We start from the raw sequence: 20,726 nt of genomic DNA, 5'->3' as shown, positions 1-20,726 counted from the left end.
GGACCGCTATGCTTATTTGGCACACGCTATCGCCTCACCCGCAAATCCAGCAACCCAGGAAATATCATGCCCGAAAAACCGTTCTGTATTTTTGTAGTGGATGACGATGCACTGTTGCGTTTGGTCATAACCGACCAATTGCAGGGGCATGGCTATCAACTCCACGAGTTTGCCAATGGCGAGGAATGTTTGGCCGCCATGGATTTGGCCCCCAATCTGATTTTGTTGGATATTGAAATGCCGGGCCTCAGCGGTATCGAGGTATGTCGGCAGATTCGCGCTGACGGCAATGACGATGTGCAGGTCATGTTTGTGTCTGCCCACGACGATCTGGAGATTTTGCTGACCGCGTTCGATGCCGGCGGTAACGATTTTATTCCGAAAAACGCCAAAAAAGACGTGCTTCTGCGCAAGGTCGATTTGGCCATCGAAGCCGAGCAGCAAAAACGGCAACTGCAATCGCAACTGTCTTACGCACAAAAAACCGCATTTACCGCTATGTCCAGTTTGGGCGAAACCGGCACGGTATTGCAGTTCTTACGCTCATCGTTTCAATGCGTGTCGTTTCAGCAATTGGGTAGTTTGTTAATCGAGACTTTGCAGCAATACGATCTAAACGGTTTGGTGAAATTGACCGATACCGCCAACGAATACGACTTTAGTCCGGAAACAATCTGTACGCCGCTCGAAGCCTCCATCCTTACCTACGTGGCTAAGTTGGGCCGGATTTATCAGGCCGGTGATCGCTTGGTGTTTAATTTTCCGCACGTGACGCTCTTGGTGACCGGTCTGGATACCGACGATCCGGATGCGATCGGCCGCTTGCGCGATCATCTGGCGATACTTGCCGAAGGTGCCGGTGCCCGTATCGAAGCCATGATCAGCGAACAACAACGTCTACAGGAAGCGAATGCCCGCCTGGAAGGCGTGAGAGAGTTGACCGATTTATTGATCGAGATCGAGGCCAATCAACAAAGTAATCACTCGCAGATGGTGAATTTGGCCGAACAGCACAAAATGAACATGGAAAGCGCCTTTATTCATCTGGGGTTGACTGATAGCCAGGAGTTTTTGCTGCACGGTTATGTGGACGAACTCACTTCGCAGATGGACAACCTGTTCGAGAACGACAACAGGCTAGCCTTGCGTTTGAACCAAATTGTCGAAAAGCAAAAAGCCTTGCTGCAATCGGCCCAAACTCGCCGATAAGTACCCGCCTGAATCCCTACCGATCTAATAATCGCACCGAGGATTGCCTATGCAAGCGTTGTTTTCGCCCGCCGTGGCGCTGATGAATCGATTGAGTTTCAGCAAGAAGTTTGTGGTGATAGGTTTTCTGTCGTTGCTGGCGGTTGCCGTGGTGTTTTACGCTCTTTATCAAAGTCTGAACCGGGTGATATTGGATTCAGAGCGCGAACTGCAGGGACTGTTGCAAATCAAGCATATTACGCAGACCATGCAATCTGTGCAGCAGCATCGCGGCATCACCGTGGCGGTGCTCGGCGGCATAGAGAGTTTGCGCGATAAACTTGACGTATCGGAAGCCAAAGTCGCTGCGGCCTTATCGGCTTTGGGGCCAACGCTGGCGGCGGATTCGTTGACCGCTGCGGCATACGCGGATATAAAAAACGATTGGGAGCAACTCCGGCAAAACGCCGCCAACCAAAGCATTGAAGAAAGCTACCGCTTACACAGCCGTTTGGTCGAGAAGTTATTGGATTTAGAAGAACTGATTGGCGAGGAATCTTTGTTGTTCACCGACTCGAATCTGGATTCCTACCATCTGATCATGCTGGTAACCGAGCAAATGCCAAAGGCCCTGGAAGGCGTTGCGCAATTGCGTGCGTATGGCATTGGGATACTGGCCAAAAAGCAGATTAGCGCTCAGGAAAAAATCGAAATTTACCTGATTAAGGACAGAATCGAATCCGGCATCAGGGTCATTGAAGAAACGACTCATGACTTTAAACGCTATAAACCGGAATTGCACCCAATACTCGCCACCACCAGGGAAAATATTGTCAACGCAGCCAGGCTAATTACTCAGCATGTCATTGCCGATATTGTCCAGGAAAAATTCTCCATCAATCCGGAATACTTTCATTCCACCGTTACCTTAGCGCTGGATACAGCGTATGCGGAAATTTACGACAGTTTTATCCCTGCAGCCGAACAACTGATCGAGGCCAGAATTGGCGTGGCGAAAACCACGCTAGCGCTGAGTATCGGCATCCCCGGCTTTATATTTATGCTGATCATTTATTTTGCGATTGGCGCCCATCTTGCGGTGAGCCAATACGTGGAGAGGCTGGCGAAAACGGCAAAAGCGTTTGCCGGCGGCGATTTTCAGCAAAGAATGCCGTTAACCCTGCGTGATGAAATCGGGCAGGTTGCGGAGAGTTTTAACGAAATGGCCGATGGTTTTGCGGCGCTATTGGCTGCGAGGCGCGAGGACGAAATCCGCATCCGCAGTATTGTCGACACCGCGTTGGATGCTTTGGTGCAGATGGACGCCGATGGTTTTATCAATGGCTGGAATCGCCAGGCCGAACAGATATTCGGTTGGCCGGCCACCGAAGTCTTGGGCCGCTTGTTGCATGATGTGATTATTCCGGAGCGTTACCAACAAGCTCATCAGCAAGGCATACGGCGCTATTTGGATACCGGGCGCGGAACGGTCTTGAACCAGCGAATTGAAGTGGTGGCGCTGCACCGTGACGGGCATGAATTTCCGATTGAATTGGCCATCACCCCTAACAAATTGGCAACTGCTGTCGAGTTCAGCGCCTTTATCAGAGACATTTCCGCGCAAAAACAGGCGATACAGACTTTGCAAGCCAGCGAACAGCGCCATCGGGCCCTGTTCGAATCTTCGCGGGATGCGCTGATGACCCTCAGTGCCAGCCGTGGCTTTATCTCGGTTAACCCAGCGGCACTCAATCTGTTTGCTTGCCGGGATGAACAAGCGTTTTTAGCGCAAACCCCGGCCTCATTGTCGCCGGAATTTCAACCAAACGGCCTATCATCCTCCGAGCTGGCCAATGAAAAGCTCGAGCAGGCCATCGCCGAAGGCTCGGTGATCTTCGAATGGTTGCACCAACGCTTAACCGGCGAAACCTTTTACGCCGAAGTGCAACTCAGCCGGGTGGAGATCGACAACGAAATTTTGCTGCAAGCCACGGTGCGCGACATCAGCGAAAAAAAACGTGCCAAAGCGGCACTGATGACCAGCGAAGCCAGGACTAGGGCGGTACTGCGGACCATGTCCGATGCCGTGGTGTTGATTGATAACAAAGGCATCATGCTGCTGGTTAACGACGCCATTAGCGATTTGTTTGGCTATGAGGAAGACGAGTTATTGGGGCAAAATGTGAAGATGTTGATGCCGGAGCCTTACTATTCCGAGCATGACGGTTATTTGCGCCGGCATCTGGACAATACTAAGGAACGGGTGATGATCGGCCGGCGAATCGAAGTGGAAGGCAAGCGTAAGGATGGGCTGCTGGTGCCGATAGAGTTGAGCGTCAACGAATTGATGGATGATTTTGGTAGCACTTACATTGGGGTTATGCGTGACATCAGCCATCGCAAGGCAGTAGAGCAGGCGCACGAAGCTGCGCGTTTGGAGGCGGAGCATTTGGTGCATATGAAAAGCGAGTTTCTGGCCAATATGAGTCATGAAATTCGTACACCATTAAATGCCATTATCGGCCTGGCCAAAATGAACCTACGCGATAATGCCGGGCGGAATATGCAGGAAAACAGCGCCCGTATTTACGATGCCGGCATGCATTTACTCAGTGTGGTCAACGACATCTTGGATTTTTCCAAAATTGAGGCCGGCAAGATGACCTTAGACGAGCATCCGTTTCGTCTGGATGCGTTGATACAAGATGCCATCAGTCTGGTGGATATGCGTGCCAAGGAAAAGCAACTCGATTTAATAGTGCATCGCCCCCAAGATTTGCCGGAATGGGTGATTGGCGACCCCTTGCGCTTAAGACAGATTTTGGTGAATTTATTGTCAAATGCTGTGAAGTTTACTGATCATGGCTATGTCAGTCTGGAAATTTATCGGTACAACGATATGACGGACATCAGTGTCACGGACAGCGGTATCGGCATGACCGCCGAGCAGATTGGTCGTCTGTTTACCGCTTTTCAGCAAGCGGATAACTCTACCACCCGTAAATTCGGCGGCAGCGGCTTAGGTTTGGCAATTAGCCGGGATCTGGCCAACTTGATGGGCGGCGATATTGTCGTCAAAAGTACGTTGGGGACAGGTAGCAAATTCACTTTGACTGTGCCGCTACCGGCGACGGATGCCGGTGTCGAGCATTCAGCGGATTATCATCAGGACAAAGGCGGACGTTTGCGCGGTTTGAGAATATTGGCTGCGGAAGACGTAGCTTTAAATCGCTTGGTATTGGAGGATTTGTTGAGCCACGAAGGCGCGCAGGTGACTTTTGCGGAAAACGGCCAACAGGCGCTGGATCGCTTGGAGGAAGCCGGCTATGCCGGTTTCGATGCGGTGCTGATGGACATTCAGATGCCGGTCATGGATGGTTATCAGGCTGCGCGGCGTATTCTGGAAATCGCGCCGGATTTGCCAATCATCGGTTTGACCGCTCACGCCATGCCCGAAGAGCGGCAGCGCTGCCTGGAAACGGGCATGCGGGATCGCGTTACCAAACCCATTGATGCCAACGCCCTGGTCGGTGCGTTGCGGCAGCATGTGCCCATCAGCAAAGTGTCTGACGACGCAAGCGGAAAAGCTGGTGCTGCCGCGGTAATTGAAATTTCGGATGCGGCAAATGAGGCTATGGTGGCGGTAGCGACTGAAGGCTTGATCGATTGGGAGGCCTTACAGCAGCGTTTTGACGGTCGTCAGGCCTTTATAGACAAGTTGATCGACAACGCCTTGGACGGCGCGCAGCAGGCTAACGTCGATAAACTAAGGTTGGCCGCTGAGCAGCGCGACTATGCCGCCATTAAATTTGTGGCGCATAATTTGAAAGGTTTTGCCGGTATTTTCGAGATTCAGCAAATACAGAACTTGGCGCAGCAAGCCGAGGTGGCCGCCAAGGATCAGGCCGAAGAAGCGATGGTACTGGCCGAAGGTTTGGCCAATGCGCTGGAAACGACTCTGGCGGAGTTGCAGCGTAAACGGACTGTCGCTGGTTAAGGCCTCCGAAACTATTTATGCCATCAGCCACGTCGTCCGCAGCCTCGGAGAGGCTGCTTTCGCGGTAGCGGCGACATTTAAGGGGTGACCGCTCGTCATCATCCCAGGAAAGGATTTCCCGGTCCTATATTGCACACCGTTATCCCTTTCGTATCCTCAGGGGCATAAAGGCTGAGCTCGTTGAAGCCCCGGCTGGTTTGCATTCCGCAGGTTCTGTGCCCGCAAGGGCACTAAGGCGAACGGTAGTTAGTGGCCGGGTTACTAATCATCGCTTGATTGCCCCGATGTGCTCAGACTGGTGACGAAAAAAATGGCGGGTCTATGCAACCCGCCATCAAAACATCCCTGTCGCTAGGAGGAGGTTTGCCTCTCACTAACAAAAGCCGACAAAATCACCTGGTCGATTTGTCATGTTAATGAACGGAACCTCTAAATTAAAACGATATAATGTGATTTTTATATCGAAAGAATCGATTGTCATTGCAACGTCGAATTACAGTATAGGTTAGTAATAAAATTTTGCTTTGAATCCCGGAATTTTTTTAGGAGCACGCCTATGAATCTTAATCAATTGGAATTGCTGCGAGTTTTGCAGGAAACCGATTGCAACTTGAGCAAAGCCGCGGAAAAAATGCACGTGGTGCAGTCGGCGGTCAGTCGGCAACTCCAGTTGTTTGAAATAGAAGTGGGCTCGCCTCTGTTCGTCAGACAGGGAAAAAAACTGACGGGTCTGACACCCTTAGGTGAAAAGATCATGGAAGAAGTGGATTTAATCAATCAGGCTAAAAAAAATATCCAACTGATTGCCGACGACTTTCTGGAAAATAGTAACGGCACCTTACGGATAGCGACTACTCATACCCAGGCCAAATATTTACTGCCGGAACCGATAGGCCGGTTTAGGCGCAAATATCCGGGCATTAAAATCTATATGGTGCAATCGTCGCCGGATAATCTGATTAATTTGTTACATAGGCATCAAGCCGACATCGCCATCTGCACCGAAAAACTGGACGAAGACGACAAATTAGTGGTCAAGCCCTGTTATCACTGGCATCACGTTGCCGTGGTGCCACTCGGTCACCGGCTGACGGAAGGCGAAATAAGCCTGCAACGGCTATCAGCTGAGCCGATTTTGACTTACACCCCTGGTTTTACAGGTCGCTCGACGATAGAAAAAGCCTTTCATAACGCCCATTTACCACTGGATATTACCTTGGCGGCGGCCGATTCCGATGTGATAAAAACCTATGTGCGCTTGGGAATGGGTGTGGGGATAATTGCCGGTACGGCTTACGAAGCCAGCAAGGATGCCGATTTGGTCGCTCTAGACCTGTCGGGCTTGATACCCAGTTCCACGACGAAGATTGCTTACCTGAAACAACTGTACGTACCCAATTACTGTCGATATTTTATCGATGAATTGCTGGCGGAAGCCGCGCGGAAAAGCCGGGAAAGAGGCGAGGGATTTGACGATTGTTAAGCTGCCGGACCATGGCTGCGGGCAGCTCGTCTCTGTCGATTGGGTATAGCAAATGTGTGTGAAAAGGGGGCTAGAACAGCTTTATTTAACATAGATTAATAAAAAACTATCGGATTTGGCGTCTTGCCAATTTTCTAGCTGTTTGATTGCGCAAAACATTTCTAGTCCGGCTTTAAATTTGCTGATTACTTTCGGTTTAAGCACTGATACCGAAACTATTAAGCCGGCATGTCTTTTCCAGCCCATCAATCCCTCCAAGAGCTGTACGTCAGTTGCCACGGCGAGTTGGAGACTGTGCTGTATTCGCGTGTACGCTGCCGGGAAACCGCCGCCGACATTTGCCAGGAAGCGTTCGTGCGCTTATGCCGCAGCGAGGACTTGGGTAGTGTCGGCAATCTAAAAGCCTATCTGTTCCGTACCGCGCAAAACCTGGTGATTGATTACTATCGCAGTCAAACCGTGCGCCATGCTACGCTGGTGTCATGGCCGGACGATACGCCGCCGGAAGTGGAAGACCTGCGCTGCGCGGAAACTGTGGCGCTGGGTGAGGAAGATTTGGACCGCCTGATCGAGGGCATGAGCAGCCTGTCCCCGTTGTGCCAGCGCATTTTTTACCTGAACCGCTTCGAAGGCCTGAAGCAGCGCGAAATCGCCGAAACCCTGAATATCTCGGTTCGCACCGTCGAAGAGAACATCAAAAGGGCATTGCTGCAATGTGCTAAAACCCTGGATGGATTCGAATAGCGTCTGTGGTTTAGGCCTCCGGCCTCGTCTATGATATATCTCCCCCACCGTTCAACCAGGATTTGACCATGTCCACCGAACCGATGCCGGATGATGCCGAGCGTTTGCTGGAACAGGCTTGCGCTTGGTTAAGCCAATTGCATTCCGGTGATTTTTCCGTGTCCGCGCAGCATGAGCTGAACGCCTGGCGCGCCGCCGACAGCGCCCACGAACAAGCGTGGCAACGCGCCCAAGCGCTGTGGGCCGGTTTGGGACAACTGCGCGGCCGCCGCAGCATTCCCGGTGCGCAACCCTTGCCGGGGGAGGGAAGCTTAACAGCCAAAATACAACCCTCTCCCTCTGGGAGACGGCAGGGTGAGGGGATGCAAATTAATTTTATACCGACCACCACCGCCCTCTCGGTAATTGATCCCGACACGATCCCATCTTCTGCATCCATGCAGTCGTCCCGAGAAGAGAGGAAGCTTTTACGACAGTCTCCAGGGCAAGGTGGCAGGCAAGCGCAGGCAGCGGATGCGCCGGCCGCAAGTCCGGTGGCTGTGCTGGATTCCCGTCGGCGCGGAAATGACAGCCCCAGGGATTTTAAAGTCCGGGTCAATACTAGAACCCGCCACCGTGGCCGATCTTTCCGTTTGGCTGTCGCCTGCTGTGCAATGCTGGCAGTCACGCTCACCGCGCTGTATCCGCCGGCATTCTGGCGCGCGGACTATACGACCGGCAAAGGCGAGCAGCGCAGCGTGACTTTGGCCGACGGCTCGCGAGTAATGCTCAACACCGCCACGGCCCTGGCCATCCACTTCGATGCCGGCACGCGCCGGGTGGAGTTATTAGCCGGCGAAGCCTTTTTTGACGTGGCTAAAAATCCGCAACGACCGTTCGTGGTCACTGCTGCCGGCAGCGAAGTGCGGGCAGTGGGCACCGCCTTCGCCGTAAAGCGACAATCCGAGCAAACCGAGGTGGAACTGGTCGAAGGGATTGTTGAAATACAAGACGGGCAGCAACACCAAGAACGCCTGACGGCCGGGCAGTCCGCGTCGATAGGCGCCAGCAGCATTGCCCTAAAAAGCGTCGGCCATCCGGACAGCATGGCGCTGTGGCGCGATGGCTATCTGCAATTCGACGGCTTGCCGCTAAGCGATGCCATTGCCCAAATCAACCAATACCGTCCCGGCCGCGTCGTGTTGCTGAATACCGCGTTGGCTGACAAACGCATCAGCGGTCTGTTTCGCTTGGACGCGCTGGATCAAGCCATCGCCAGTTTGAAAGCAGCAGTACCGGAGCTGCAGATTGTAAGTATTACGCCCTATTTGGTGGTGCTGCGCTAGACGTTGTTACTTCCCCCTTTGAAAAAGTACCCTCGGGGGCATAAAGGGGATTGAGGGGGGATTTATCTAAAAAATCTCCCCTGGCCCCTCTTTTTCAAAGAGGGGAAATAAAACCATCGAATCCGAGCCAGCGACGTCCACTTCCCCCTTTGAAAAAGGGGGACCGAGGGGGATTTAGTCTCAACTACTTAGGTAAACACTGTCCCGCTTTGCCATCGCCAATTCAATTTTCCATTGCCTATTTCCCCCCAATGTAAAAAATTCAATGGCCGACTGATGTGGGTTTTCAAAAAGTTTCCGTCTTAACTAACACCAGCCCAATTGCTGCCGTGTAATCAGACCGAAACCAGGAGAATCCATGTCCAACGCAAAGCATTGCAACCCCACAGCCGGCAAGGGTCGGCGCCATGCTGCCAAAGCCGCCTTGCTCGCGGCGCTGATCTCGCAAACCGCCCACGGCGATGCCGCCGGCAAACACCATTTCGACATTCCCGCCCAGTCGCTGAATCAGGCCTTGTTGATGTTCGGCAGGCAAAGCCAGCAGCAACTGATGTACGGCACCGACATCGCCGACAACCTGCGCAGCCGTAACTTGCAAGGCGACTACACCGCCAATGAAGCGATCAGGATTTTATTGGGCGATGCGCCGCTACAAGCGGTGACGACCGGCGAAGGGGCTATCACCTTGCAGCCGCGAGCGGCGGAACTGCACAACAATCTGGGGCCGCAGACCATGCCGGCGGTGCAGGTGGTGGGCAAGGCGGCTTATGATTCGACCGATCCTTATAATCCGGATTACCGTTTGCCGAACGCTTCCACCGCAACTAAGACTGATACACCGATAATGGAAACCCCCTATTCGGTGGCGGTTGTACCTCAACAAGTATTAAAGGACCAACAAGTAATCCGCGTTGAAGAGGCTGTACAAAATGTCGCAGGCGTGAAAGCCAACTTTACTAGCGGTGGGTTATTTGATGTTTTTAGCATGCGTGGCTTTCAATACACGAATTTATACAGAGACGGCTTTTTATTGCCTGAAGGACAGGGGGCTAGCGACGCTCGGCTGCAAACAGCCAATGTTGAGAGGATAGAAGTGCTTAAAGGGCCCGGTTCAATTCTGTTCGGTCGTAACGAACCGGGCGGGATTATAAATTTGGTCACCAAAAGGCCGCAAGCGACCCCGTATCATTCCATTCAGCAGCAGTTCGGTTCTTATGACTTCTACAGAACGGCCGTTGATTCAACCGGGACTATCAGCTCTGATAACAGTTTGCTTTATCGCGTGAATCTCTCTTATGAAAATGCCAACTCATTTCGCGATTTCGTAAAAACCGATACGGTGTTTTTCGCCCCCAGCTTGACTTGGAATATTTCCGATAAAACCCAAGCCAACTTGGATATTAACTACCAACATTTTGACGATACCACCGATTCTGGTATACCGGTAGTCGGAAATCGTCCTGCCGCTGTGCCAATAAATCGCCAAATAGCCGATCCATTCAATAACAGCAACATTGGTGACAGGACCTTGGTTAGCGCGAATTGGTCACATGCGTTTAACGATAACTGGAAACTTAGCCATCGTTTTGGCGCTGAATTTTTTGATGCTGCGCAAAATTTCACCTTCTTTTTCGGGAAAGTTGGTTCAGATGGCAATCTCGCCAATCTCCCATCATCAGCCTCGGCAGGAAGAGGATTTAATAATGGTCAATCACATCAACAAGAGTACTACACCACTCTCAATCTGACGGGCAAATTCAATACCGCGATGCTTGAGCACAGCATGTTGTGGGGATTTGATTACTTTGTTATTGACAATGGAGGTGGCGTAAATGCTTGTTGTGATGTCCCTGGCGGTTCCAATTTCAATATTTATAACCCAAGTTACTTAACGTCAGCTCCCACATTCAGTTATTCACCGACACCGAGAAGAAATCAAGAGTGGTATGGCTTATATATCCAAGATCAAATCAAGCTGCCATTTAACCTGTATGGTAATGTCGGTTTGCGTTATGACCACGCGATTAGTCGTAATGAAACGCGAAACCTGACTAACGCTGAGGATAGCCGAGTTAGTCCTAGAGGCGGTTTACTTTGGCGTCCCATTCAATGGTTGTCTGTTTACGGAAACTATTCGGAAAACTTTGGGCCGTCCAACACTCTGTTTTTTAGGGCGCCAAACCAACCTGCTTTGCCGCCGCAAACTGCGGAAGAATGGGAGCTTGGTGCGAAAACTGAATTCCTTGATGGCCGTTTGTCGGTCAGTTTTGCTTATTTCGATTTGACTAGAAGAAATATGTCGGTGGTCGATCCAAGTAACCCAAATATTTCGAGAGCAATAGGCGAGCAGCAAACGCGAGGTTATGAATTTGAAACATCGGGTGAAATTTTGCCAGGCTGGCGCGTCATTGGAGCATATACCCATATGCCTTACGCAAATATCAACGAAGACGGTGCTTTTGGTAACACCGGAAATCGTATATCTAATACACCACGTAATTTTGGCAGTCTTTGGAATACCTACGAATTTCAAAACGCTGCTTTACGTGGTCTCAAGATTGGTGGTGGCGTAGTCGCGGCCGATCAAAGCCAAGGTAGAAATTTGAATGACTTTCAGTTGCCAGGTTACGCAACGGTTAATTTACTGGCCAGTTATGGTTTAAACGTCGGGAAATCCAAGGTGACCTTGCAACTCAATGCCAACAATCTTTTGGACAAAACCTACTACACCGGCACCAATGGTGACACTAGGATAGGGATTGGCACCCCAAGGAGCTTCCTGGGCTCAGTGAAAGTTGAATTTTAAGCGGGCAAGCGGCTATTTGATTTGCCCTACGTCAGCTTAGCGTTGGGGTCAGGCGCGAGCCCTAATATTGATGGCCTCTAAATTAGCGATGACTTTATTGTCGCTTTGCGAATAGTGTGATGGTTTTATGGCTGTCGTTTTTAGGGGCTATCGTATCGGCAATTGCTTACGGCATTGCCTATTGCTTGCTTCCCGGCAGTTAATCCATCTACATCACTGATTTTCGCCAGGAAACATGGACTTCAAGTCTCGTAGCCTGGCGTGAATGGTGTTTTGCTATTCGCAAACGCTTCGTCGGCTTGGGCGCAAACCAAAATGCCTTGGCCTCAAGGCTTTTAGCTTGATTCGCAAGGCTGTGGTGGCCCGCTCCCAAGCTTAAATGCCTGGCGAGGATAGCAAATAACCGCGTGCGCAAGCTTAGTTGCCTTGAGCGCGAGGCTTTGAGCTTAATTCGCAAGGCTATGCAGGTTCACTCGCGAGCCTTAAAGCCTGGCGAGGATAGCGAAAAACTTTGTGCGCAAGTCTAAATGCCTTGCGGGTAAGGCTAAAAGCCGAAGCGGAATACCAATGTGCATCGGCGACTAGATCACGTTGGGTAAATCCCTGGCGCCATGAATGACGCGAACTATCTGCACCCCATCGGTTAGGGTTCTGTAAAGGATAAGGTATTTGCCTGATATAAAATACCGTAGCTCTGGTGCAATATCGGGGCGGTAACGACCCATCTGGGGATTGTCTGCCAGCATGATGAAACGCTGTTCCAGATCATCCAATACTCTATCAGCCGCATGGGGATTGTCTTGGGCAATGTAGAGCCATATCTCAATTAAATCCTCTTCGGATTGAGCAGTACGCTGGACGCTACCCATGGATAGTTTGCCGTACTATTTAGTGGATGATGCAAGGCGTTTTCTGGCCTCCATCTTAACGGCATCCATATCGGTAAATGTTCCAGAGCCACTATCAATACCTGTCTGCCAAAGACTTTTTAGTTCTTGAAGTTCACTTTGTTGCAACAACCGTTTAGTTTTCCAGTCACGCAGTGCTTCACGAATGAGTTCGCTGGAACTGGCGTATTCACCGCTTTCAACACATTGCCGCAATATAGTCGCCATTTCGGGTGTTAAAGCGATAGATATTTTTTCGACGTTGGCCATGTTTATTACCTCCAGCGATGATGGTAGTAATGTTTCACACTATCTGCAAATGATTCTTGAGCAACTACCGATTTTGGGTTCTGGTCTGCAATCTAAGCTCTGTTGGCTAGATCCATACGCTAATTCCTCGCAAGTTTGGATGGTGCGAATAGTACCAAGCCCTCAATAGATCGCGTTTTAGTTAGCAAATTCCCTTTGTGCTTCTTACGAATTTACGCTATAGGTTTAGGCTTGTAGCTGCCAGTACTGGCGGATAGGATATTCTTAGACGTGATACCGACCTAGCTCAGGAAATGACCAATGAACCTAGCCGAAACTATTTATAAACACAGTTTAAATCTCCCGGAATCGGCTGCTCGCGAAGCCTTGGATTTTATCGAGTTTCTGGAGCAACGTTATTCAATGGATCAGCCGCAAACAGAGCAGAAGAACGATACAGCGGCCTTTCTGGCTGCATTGGCTGGTGGTTTAAGCGAAGATTTTCCGGATGATATTAGTGATGCCGATTTAGGAACTGACACACTCAGAGAGACTTGGGACTGATGGCTTATTTATTGGATACCAATGCTGCCATTGCACTGTTGAAGGAAAATCCAAACTTGCTTAATCATGTTCGTCACGTAGGTAGGACATCATTAAAACTGTGTGCGCCTGTCGAAGCGGAGTTGTGGTTCGGTGTGGCAAAAAGCGTTCGGCAAGAACAAAATCGCTCCCGCCTGCTTACGTTATTAGAATGGGTACCAAGCTTACCCTTTGCAGGCCCGGCAACACAGCGTTTTGGTGAGATTCGGGCCTTTTTGGCTAGTCAAGGGACACCCATAGGCCCGTATGATTTGCAGATTGCCGCTATCGCTGTTGCCAATGACTTAACGGTTATAACGAATAATACCCGGGAATTTCAGCGGGTGCCGGGTCTCAAATTAGAGGATTGGCTGTCGTGACGAACCGGCTCAAAGTTTAAGGCTGGCCTTTAAATACAACAATGCCAACAGCAAATACACCACAAAGCTCAAACCCAACAGCCACGGCTTACCTTTAGGTCTGGCCCATGCCGGCAAATGTGGCGGCAGCATTTTGTGGTTGATCAGATACAACGCCACCGGGAACATGATGGTGCCGCCGAAGCCGATGATCGCGCTGGTTAAAATCAGCGGGCCAGGGGCGTCGAGTTGCATGGTCAGCGAGGTGATGACCGTCAATAAGCCCAGAAAGATGTAATACCAGCGCCGGGCCGGCAGACGGCGGCTTTTCGGAAACAAGGTCAAAATAATATCGGTCTGGATACGGCTGACCGCGTCGGCGGTGGCCAGCCAGGTGTCGGTTAAAAACGCGGCCGCCACCACCAAAAACAGTAAGCGGCCTATCTCGCCCCAACTCACCGCAAAAAACTGGCTTTGCACCACCGCCAGTTCGTATTCCTGCGGCAGCAAACCTTTGGGAAACAACAGCGCATAAGCCAGCAGACAGGTCATCAGCGTGGTGAGCAGATTGCCGATAATGCCGACCAATATGTCCGCGCTTAAAAACCGTCGCCAGGTCGACCAGTTTTTTGCGCTTTCCGCTTCGTCGGCGGGCAGGAAGCCGTCGCTCAATACAGCTTCTTCTGCACCTCCCAAGCCGGTGATACGACCCACCAGGCCGGCCATGCCCGCACCTTTGTCGCGCAACCAGTAGGAATAAAACAAAATCCAAAAGCCGCCCAGCCCGGCAAAGGTAATTGCGGTTAATAACTTGCTGGCATCGGCGCTGTCCCAGGGGCGCGGCATCTCGCCGACCGGGCCGAGCAGGCCCAAACTAAACGTCGGCAGGGCCTTAAGCACATCGCTTTGCAGGCAGGCTGACATTAAACCGACCACGGTCACTACCGCGACCAGTTTCATAAAGCGCTCTATCAGGGTGTAAACCACGCCGCTGGCCAGAATCGCGGTAATGAACACCGCAATGGAAGCATAGCCCCAGAACAAGCTTTGCCCGCGCTGGGTCCAGCCTGTCGGCCAGTGCGTCAATTCCGCCATCGCCGTGCCGCCGGCCGAAGCAAACGCACCGAACCACAAGAACGACACGGTCATCAGCAGCCACAGAAAGATCCCAAAGCCGCGATGCAAACGAATAAATCCGTGGAAAATGCTTTCGCCGGTCAGCATCGTGTAACGGCCAATTTCCAGGTTCAACGGATATTGCAGCAAACAGGCCGGGACCAGCAGCCATAAAAAAGTCAGGCCGTATTTGGCAATCATGTAAGGCCACCAGATCAACTCGCCGCTGCCTTGCGCTAGCGCCATCCACACCACGCCGGGCCCAAGCGCCGCCCACCAACCGGGGAAGGCTGGGACACTTTGGCGGGGGAGGGATTGCAAGTCGGTATTGTTCATGGTTTGCAAAAATGAAAGCTTTGTTGGAAAAGCCGCCATTTCCGCAAATTTGCTTGGATTTGGCAAATCCTGTTAACAACAGGATGTGTTACTGGTGGAAATGGGAAAACCAGGGGTTTTCAGCGTTTCTTGGAAATTTGTTTGGGTGAGACGCCAAAATGTTTACTAAAAGCCAAGCTGAAGTTGCTGGTGTGCCTGTAACCCACCATCTCTGCCACCAAGCTGACGGGTTGCCGAGTCGACGCCAATGCGCGATAAGCATGCTGCATTCTGATCTCGGTCACTACGCCATAAGGAGAGTTATTAAAATAATGTTGGAACAGATTTTTTAACTTGAACGGGGAGATGCCTAGCGTTTTTGCCAGCTGTTCCAGCGACGGTGGGTCTTGGTAATGCAGTTCGAGGATCTCGCGAGCCTGGTCCGCCATGCGCCGGCTGGCTTCATCGAATCTGGAATAGCCATATTTTTCAGGCCGGCAGAGTTCGCTTAGTTCGTTAGCCAGTATCGTCATGACATGGCCGTTTAAGGTTAGCGGTGCTAAAGGGGCGCTGAGGTCACATCCCAGTAATTGCCGGGCAGAAATCGTGCTTTGAGTATGGCTTGGCCGGCTGCTTAACAGTTGCAAGGCATTGTTCCGGAAGAAAAATGCCGATTCATTTTCGCCCAAATAACGGTCCATCCAGCGCTTGCCGATTGAAAAACGCAATTGCTTTATAGGCTGATTTGCTTGGTACCGGCGTTCGCCGTGACTGCTGTCGAAACTGGTAATCGTGGTATGGCCTGCGCTGAATGTCAGCTCGTGCTTGTCGCTGTCGATGAAGCGGGTGTGACCGGTTATCCCAAGCGTTACTACCAGGCGTGGTTCGCCGAAATCGATTTTGCTGGTGATCGCCAGATCGTGCAGGGGGTGATAGGTCGTTTCTATGTAACTCAGGGACGGATCGAGCTGAAAAATTAGCGATCTGCCCTCGCCAAGCTGAGAAGGTAAGGATTGACGCCAGCAATGTTGTTGCTGACCGGGTTGCATAGATAATTCGTCACTGTGCAGCCTTTTGTATCCCGCCTTTTTTCTGTCGGTCATGTCGTGAAATGTCCTTGGCCTGGAAAATTTGCCCACCTCTTTTGGGCATACGACTTACTTTTACAATAATTTGTGACATAACACTAATTTTTAGCATAAATCGGTTTGAATCGGTCTGTTTTACCGGACGAATTGGATGCGTGTTTTCTCTTATCTTGTTGTTTTATATGTTTTACTAAATCGGTGGCATAGGGATTGATAGGTAGTTTTGGGTTGCTTCCCTACTTAAGCCTCAGATTGCGCGGAATCGCAATCAGCAGGAATGATTAGGGGTAATTCGCCAATCACAAAATAACTATCAAGATTTTCGAGAGGACACGATGAAAAACTTTAAATATCTACTGCTCGCTGCCACGTTGGGGCTGTCCAGCCAAGTTCAAGCCGCACCAGGTTGTAGCGCCGCTAATTTGAACGGCAGCTATGTGCTGTATCAAAACAGCGTGGCGCTGGCTAATCTGCATACCGGACGGTGTGAAATTACGGTTCTTAACGGCGTCGTCGGCGGTTCATGCGCATTCACTACCACGCAAAGCGGAATTATTACCCCTGGTTTCGCCGGCCCGGTCAGCGGTACCGCCACCATGAACACCGATTGCTCGGCCGTGGCACAATTAGATTTTTCGCCGGCGCCGAACGTCACCGTGCAATCATTCTTTGATTTGCAATTTACCCCGGACAAACAATCGTTTATCGGGCAATGGACCAATAATTTCGGCTTATTGGGCACCTCCTCCGGTACCCGTTTCTCGCCGTTCCTGCCCTCCACACCCGCGCAATAAGGCCTGCTGATTATGACAACTAAATCTATAAAGCTGGCCTTGGCGGTTGCGGCCGCGTTATTGGCGCCCGGCGCTAACGCGGCCGTTTACAATTTTGTGCAAACCGGTTTTGACGACGGGGCGACCATTTCCGGTAGTTTTACCGTGAATGACGCCAATCACTCCGGGCAAATTAACGTGGGAAGCGCCAATTTCGGGATGAATTTCAATGAAATCTCGGCGTTTTCTTTGTCGTTCTCGGGTAACTCTATCGTCGCTGCGTTTACTCATAACCTGGCTGATTTGTCGGCGATGGTCTACAACCTCAACAGCCCGTATCTCGGCGACGAGATTAACGGCGCGCAACAAGAACTGATTGCCACCAATTACTTTGGCACCACTGGCTTTGATTATTACAGCGGCATGGGCTTTGGCGGTTTCGGCGGCGCGGTATTCGATAAAGCCAACAATGCAACATCTTACAGCTACGAATTGGTGTCGGTAACGCCAGCCGCTGTGCCGGTTCCTGGCGCAGTTTGGTTGTTTGGATCGATGCTGGCCGGGTTTATCGGTATGAAGCAGCGCAAAGCTTGATAGCCGGTTGCAAGGCTTGGTTAGCAAAAACGCCCGTTAAGGGCGTTTTTTTTAATGATCGTTTCTTGTTGACGTGGGGCGCAATCAATTCGCAACGGTCAGGCGGTTTTTTGCAGCTTTTTCAAAATGCTTTTGCTGATCCGTTCCACAAAGTCTTCGGGATTTTCGTAGTCATGCTCCCGGATAAACTCCACGACCGATGTCACCAATTTTTTGGTGTCGGTGATTTCCTGGTGCGATCTGCCGCAACCGCCGCAGTGGGTGCCTTCGGATGTGCATTGGTCGATACAAGGTTGGTATTTCATAGAGTGTTCTCAAAGGTTAATGGCTAAATGAAGATTATTGTAAGTGGCGGCAGTGAGTTACCGCAAAACTTAACGCTAACATTGGGTCTTTCGATTCTGATGTTTGGCAAATTGCTGTTTACGTTGTTTTGATTACTGTGGTCATGGCAGCATAAGTTATTGAAATTCATCAAATATTAAGTTAAATAACATAGTTCAATAACTTGAATTAAATAATTCTAATATTACAATATAGTTTGCTTTAATTTGTTATAGCTAATTGACCGCTTCCGGCTGTAGTCAATCATAAAAACTGTTTCGACATTTCACAGAATTCCAGCTTTTTTGACGGTTTCAAGGCCGGAAAGGTCTTGATGATCTTGGTAGGGAGCAATAGCAAATTGAAGTTATTTTTGACTTTCGAAAGGCGAATTATGAAAAAAATCTGCACAGACAATCAACAAACGGTCCGGCACGTCCCCTCGTCAGTAACAACAGGTCTCGGCTTATTGGGTTTGTTGGCGACTGGCATGCTGCCTCTCGGCTTTAGCTCGGCGGTTAGCGCCGATGACACAATCGAAAACTCCCTGGCTGATGAAGTGGTACTGGAAAAAGTCATCGTCACCGACAAGTTTCCCGGAGTAAAAGCGTTAAATGCTTCAGACATGGAAGCGGATATTCTCACCAGCAAGCGCGCGGCGGTTAGCGATACCGCCAAATTGCTGGAAGACACGCCGGGGGTGAGTTTATACGGTGCCGGCGGCGTGTCCAGTTTGCCGGTGATCCACGGTTTGAACGACGACCGGGTGAAAATCGACATTAACGGTATGACGCTGACCTCGGCTTGCGCCAACCACATGAATCCGCCGCTGTCTTACATAGACCGCAGCAATATCGGCAAGATCACCATTTTGACCGGGGTGACGCCGGTGAGCTTGGGCGGCGACAGTATCGGCGGCACGATTTCCGTGCAAACGCCCGATCCGGTATTTGCCGAGCCGGGCAAGGATATTTTGCTGGACGGCAGCGTATCCTCGTTTTACCGCAGCAACGGCGACGCCTTTGGCGGCAGCATCGCTGCCGGCGTGGCGACGCAAAACGTGCGGCTGGACTATACCGGTTCGCACACCGAAAGCATGAATTACAACGACGGCAACGGCCAGATCGTCAAATCCACCGCTTACGAAAACCAAAACCACTCGGCGGCATTATCCTTCAAAACCGATAAACATTTGGTCGTGATTCGCGGCGGTCAGCAGCATATTCCGTTCCAGGGCTTTCCCAATCAACGGATGGACTTGACCAACAACGACAGCATCTTCGGCAATATCATGCACAAGGGCAGTTTCGATTGGGGTTCGCTGGAGAGCAAATTCTATTTCGAAAGCACCCAGCACAGCATGGATATTGGCGAGGACAAACACAGCCAGTTTCTGGATGGCACCGCCAGCGGCGGCACCTTTGCGCCGCCCAACGATCAGATGCCAATGGAAACCCGTGGCCGCAACCTGGGGTATAAAATCCAAGCGGAAATTCCTTTCAACAAGCGCGATACCTTTCGCATCGGCAACGAATATCACAGCAACAAAATCAATGATTACTGGCCGGCGGTCCACACCAATACCAGCATTGCCGCCAATAATACCGACGCCCGCAGTGCCTATTGGATGATGGCCCCGGAAGCGTATTTAAACATCAACAACGGCGAACGCGACCGGGTGGGCTTTTTTGGCGAGTGGGAAGCCAATTGGGATGCCAAATGGCGCAGTTTGTTGGGTCTACGTTACGATCACACCACCACCAATACTGGTGAGGTTCAACCCTACAATCCCAATTTGATCAACACCGGTCCGACTCGTACGGTGGATAGAGCAGGGGCGATTACCGCGCTAAATGCCGCCAACGCCTTTAACGCCCGTGATCGTGAGCGCAGCAACGACACCTTTGACGTGACCGCCCTGGTGCAATTCACCCCCAACGACATGAGCCAATACGAACTAGGCTATGCTCGGAAAAACCGCGCGCCTAATTTATACGAGCGCTACGTTTGGGGCGCGCGCAATATGGACATGGCGATGATAGGCTGGCATGGCGACGGCAATGGTTACGTCGGCAATATGGACTTGACCGAGGAAACCGCGCACACCGTCAGCTTGACCGCCGCATTCCACGAGCCGAAAAACAATCTGTGGGAAGTGAATGTCACGCCGTATTTTACCTACGTGAACAACTTCATCGATGCCGACCGCTGCGTCAGCGCCTCCAATGCGGCGGCCAGCGGCTGCAAAGCCACACCGCAAACCGCCACCAACAGCTTCGTCTATCTGCAATATGCCAATCACGACGCCCGGTTGTGGGGGATGGATGTATCCGGCCGGACGCGGATTTATAAAGACCAAACCGTCGGTGAATTTGCGGCCCACACCACGATGAGTTACGTGCGCGGCGAGCGCATGGATGGCGGTAATCTGTATCACATGATGCCGTTCAATATGAAGTTGAGTTTGGATCACCGTTTGAGCAGCTGGCAAAGCGCGATAGAAATGCAATTTGTCGACGGTAAAGACGATGTACAGGCCATCCGCAACGAAACCGAGACGGCGGCGTATATTTTATTAAATGCCCGTACCGGCTACGAATGGGGCAAAGTGCGTTTCGATGTCGGTCTCGATAACGTGCTGGATAAGCAGTATTACCATCCGTTGGCAGGTGCCTATCTGGGCGACCGCTACGGCATGAATCCAACCGCTGCCGCCAATGTCACCGTGCCCTGGGGCAGAAACATCGCTGGCATGGGACGTTCGGCGTTTGTGGGCTTGACGATTAAGTTCTGATGCCGAATGTGAGAATCAGTGGAGATTGATTTAACGAAGCTATTTGATTGTTGTGTCACGACCCAGGCGGGTTTTGACACGATGATTGGAAAATACTTCGCT

Annotated in this window: 16 protein-coding genes and 1 pseudogene; 12 read left to right on the top strand and 5 right to left on the bottom strand. The window is 51.1% G+C overall.

Annotation, left to right across the window (positions count from 1 at the left end; translation table 11 throughout):
• Positions 1-66: 66 nt before the first annotated feature.
• The 7 genes and pseudogenes from JL719_RS15960 to JL719_RS15930 all read left to right on the top strand — a co-directional run bounded on the left by JL719_RS15960 (position 67) and on the right by JL719_RS15930 (position 11,543).
• Complete coding sequence (locus JL719_RS15960) at positions 67-1,209, top strand: response regulator (RefSeq protein WP_033155296.1); 1,143 nt, start codon at positions 67-69, stop codon at positions 1,207-1,209.
• 49 nt (positions 1,210-1,258) lie between these two features.
• Positions 1,259-5,185, top strand: a complete 3,927-nt coding sequence (locus tag JL719_RS15955; protein ID WP_051669605.1) for a PAS domain S-box protein — start codon at positions 1,259-1,261, stop codon at positions 5,183-5,185.
• A 556-nt stretch (positions 5,186-5,741) separates the two neighbouring features.
• Positions 5,742-6,668 carry a LysR substrate-binding domain-containing protein gene (locus JL719_RS15950; protein ID WP_033155295.1) on the top strand — a complete coding sequence of 309 codons (927 nt, stop codon included), beginning with the start codon at positions 5,742-5,744 and terminating at the stop codon, positions 6,666-6,668.
• 228 nt (positions 6,669-6,896) lie between these two features.
• Positions 6,897-7,412, top strand: coding sequence for an RNA polymerase sigma factor (locus JL719_RS15945; RefSeq protein WP_129871424.1), 516 nt, complete (start codon positions 6,897-6,899; stop codon positions 7,410-7,412).
• 68 nt (positions 7,413-7,480) lie between these two features.
• Positions 7,481-7,639, top strand: a pseudogene (locus tag JL719_RS24460) (DUF4880 domain-containing protein); the annotation flags it as partial.
• A 135-nt stretch (positions 7,640-7,774) separates the two neighbouring features.
• Positions 7,775-8,737: a FecR family protein gene (locus JL719_RS15935; protein ID WP_129871472.1), complete on the top strand. Its 963-nt coding sequence runs from the start codon at positions 7,775-7,777 to the stop codon at positions 8,735-8,737.
• A 358-nt stretch (positions 8,738-9,095) separates the two neighbouring features.
• On the top strand, positions 9,096-11,543 hold the full coding sequence (locus tag JL719_RS15930) for a TonB-dependent siderophore receptor (protein WP_033155293.1): 2,448 nt from the start codon (positions 9,096-9,098) through the stop codon (positions 11,541-11,543).
• Positions 11,544-12,124: 581 nt separating this feature from the next.
• Here the strand turns inward: JL719_RS15930 and JL719_RS15925 are convergent.
• Together JL719_RS15925 and JL719_RS15920 are read right to left on the bottom strand one after the other, a co-directional pair.
• Positions 12,125-12,412, bottom strand: a complete 288-nt coding sequence (locus JL719_RS15925) for a type II toxin-antitoxin system RelE/ParE family toxin (RefSeq protein WP_033155292.1) — start codon at positions 12,410-12,412, stop codon at positions 12,125-12,127.
• Positions 12,413-12,427: 15 nt separating this feature from the next.
• Positions 12,428-12,700, bottom strand: a complete 273-nt coding sequence (locus JL719_RS15920; protein WP_033155291.1) for a type II toxin-antitoxin system ParD family antitoxin — start codon at positions 12,698-12,700, stop codon at positions 12,428-12,430.
• 300 nt (positions 12,701-13,000) lie between these two features.
• Here JL719_RS15920 and JL719_RS15915 point away from each other — a divergent pair, with 300 nt between their 5' ends.
• Both JL719_RS15915 and JL719_RS15910 read left to right on the top strand, forming a co-directional pair.
• Positions 13,001-13,243 (top strand): DUF2281 domain-containing protein, encoded by a 243-nt coding sequence (locus JL719_RS15915; protein ID WP_033155290.1) that lies wholly within the window; start codon positions 13,001-13,003, stop codon positions 13,241-13,243.
• Positions 13,243-13,641 carry a type II toxin-antitoxin system VapC family toxin gene (locus JL719_RS15910; protein WP_033155289.1) on the top strand — a complete coding sequence of 133 codons (399 nt, stop codon included), beginning with the start codon at positions 13,243-13,245 and terminating at the stop codon, positions 13,639-13,641. The genes JL719_RS15915 and JL719_RS15910 overlap by 1 nt, the downstream gene beginning before the upstream one ends.
• Before the next feature lie 9 nt (positions 13,642-13,650).
• Here the strand turns inward: JL719_RS15910 and JL719_RS15905 are convergent, their stop codons facing one another.
• Together JL719_RS15905 and JL719_RS15900 are read right to left on the bottom strand one after the other, a co-directional pair.
• A complete protein-coding gene (locus JL719_RS15905; protein ID WP_225892873.1) occupies positions 13,651-15,072 on the bottom strand; it encodes an Nramp family divalent metal transporter in 1,422 nt (473 codons plus the stop codon).
• 119 nt (positions 15,073-15,191) lie between these two features.
• Entirely contained in the window at positions 15,192-16,154 is a 963-nt protein-coding gene (locus JL719_RS15900; protein ID WP_033155288.1) for a helix-turn-helix domain-containing protein, read from the bottom strand.
• Positions 16,155-16,474: 320 nt separating this feature from the next.
• Here JL719_RS15900 and JL719_RS15895 point away from each other — a divergent pair, with 320 nt between their 5' ends.
• The gene (locus tag JL719_RS15895; RefSeq protein WP_033155287.1) at positions 16,475-16,933 is read left to right on the top strand and encodes a hypothetical protein; all 459 of its coding nucleotides are present in this window, start codon (positions 16,475-16,477) and stop codon (positions 16,931-16,933) included.
• Positions 16,934-16,945: 12 nt separating this feature from the next.
• The gene (locus tag JL719_RS15890) at positions 16,946-17,506 is read left to right on the top strand and encodes a hypothetical protein (protein WP_033155286.1); all 561 of its coding nucleotides are present in this window, start codon (positions 16,946-16,948) and stop codon (positions 17,504-17,506) included.
• Positions 17,507-17,604: 98 nt separating this feature from the next.
• Here JL719_RS15890 and JL719_RS15885 read toward each other — a convergent pair whose 3' ends face one another.
• Entirely contained in the window at positions 17,605-17,811 is a 207-nt protein-coding gene (locus JL719_RS15885; RefSeq protein ID WP_033155285.1) for a DUF1289 domain-containing protein, read from the bottom strand.
• Between the two features lie 413 nt (positions 17,812-18,224).
• Between JL719_RS15885 and JL719_RS15880 the strand changes: the two genes are divergently transcribed.
• Positions 18,225-20,624, top strand: a complete 2,400-nt coding sequence (locus JL719_RS15880; protein WP_225892871.1) for a TonB-dependent receptor plug domain-containing protein — start codon at positions 18,225-18,227, stop codon at positions 20,622-20,624.
• Positions 20,625-20,726 lie beyond the last annotated feature (102 nt).

The organism is Methylomonas sp. LW13, assembly GCF_016865255.1.
GTDB lineage: Bacteria > Pseudomonadota > Gammaproteobacteria > Methylococcales > Methylomonadaceae > Methylomonas.
This window is presented reverse-complemented; position numbering and strand designations above follow the sequence as displayed.

Bases quoted from the DNA above. Each gene is read 5' to 3' on its own strand.
- JL719_RS15885 (WP_033155285.1), bottom strand. From the start codon at position 17,811: ATGAAATACCAACCTTGTATCGACCAATGCACATCCGAAGGCACCCAC.
- JL719_RS15930 (WP_033155293.1), top strand. From the start codon at position 9,096: ATGTCCAACGCAAAGCATTGCAACCCCACAGCCGGCAAGGGTCGGCGC.
- JL719_RS15920 (WP_033155291.1), bottom strand. From the start codon at position 12,700: ATGGCCAACGTCGAAAAAATATCTATCGCTTTAACACCCGAAATGGCG.
- JL719_RS15945 (WP_129871424.1), top strand. From the start codon at position 6,897: ATGTCTTTTCCAGCCCATCAATCCCTCCAAGAGCTGTACGTCAGTTGC.
- JL719_RS15950 (WP_033155295.1), top strand. From the start codon at position 5,742: ATGAATCTTAATCAATTGGAATTGCTGCGAGTTTTGCAGGAAACCGAT.
- JL719_RS15915 (WP_033155290.1), top strand. From the start codon at position 13,001: ATGAACCTAGCCGAAACTATTTATAAACACAGTTTAAATCTCCCGGAA.
- JL719_RS15935 (WP_129871472.1), top strand. From the start codon at position 7,775: ATGCAAATTAATTTTATACCGACCACCACCGCCCTCTCGGTAATTGAT.
- JL719_RS15925 (WP_033155292.1), bottom strand. From the start codon at position 12,412: ATGGGTAGCGTCCAGCGTACTGCTCAATCCGAAGAGGATTTAATTGAG.
- JL719_RS15960 (WP_033155296.1), top strand. From the start codon at position 67: ATGCCCGAAAAACCGTTCTGTATTTTTGTAGTGGATGACGATGCACTG.
- JL719_RS15910 (WP_033155289.1), top strand. From the start codon at position 13,243: ATGGCTTATTTATTGGATACCAATGCTGCCATTGCACTGTTGAAGGAA.
- JL719_RS15880 (WP_225892871.1), top strand. From the start codon at position 18,225: ATGAAAAAAATCTGCACAGACAATCAACAAACGGTCCGGCACGTCCCC.
- JL719_RS15900 (WP_033155288.1), bottom strand. From the start codon at position 16,154: ATGACCGACAGAAAAAAGGCGGGATACAAAAGGCTGCACAGTGACGAA.
- JL719_RS15890 (WP_033155286.1), top strand. From the start codon at position 16,946: ATGACAACTAAATCTATAAAGCTGGCCTTGGCGGTTGCGGCCGCGTTA.
- JL719_RS15905 (WP_225892873.1), bottom strand. From the start codon at position 15,072: ATGAACAATACCGACTTGCAATCCCTCCCCCGCCAAAGTGTCCCAGCC.
- JL719_RS15895 (WP_033155287.1), top strand. From the start codon at position 16,475: ATGAAAAACTTTAAATATCTACTGCTCGCTGCCACGTTGGGGCTGTCC.
- JL719_RS15955 (WP_051669605.1), top strand. From the start codon at position 1,259: ATGCAAGCGTTGTTTTCGCCCGCCGTGGCGCTGATGAATCGATTGAGT.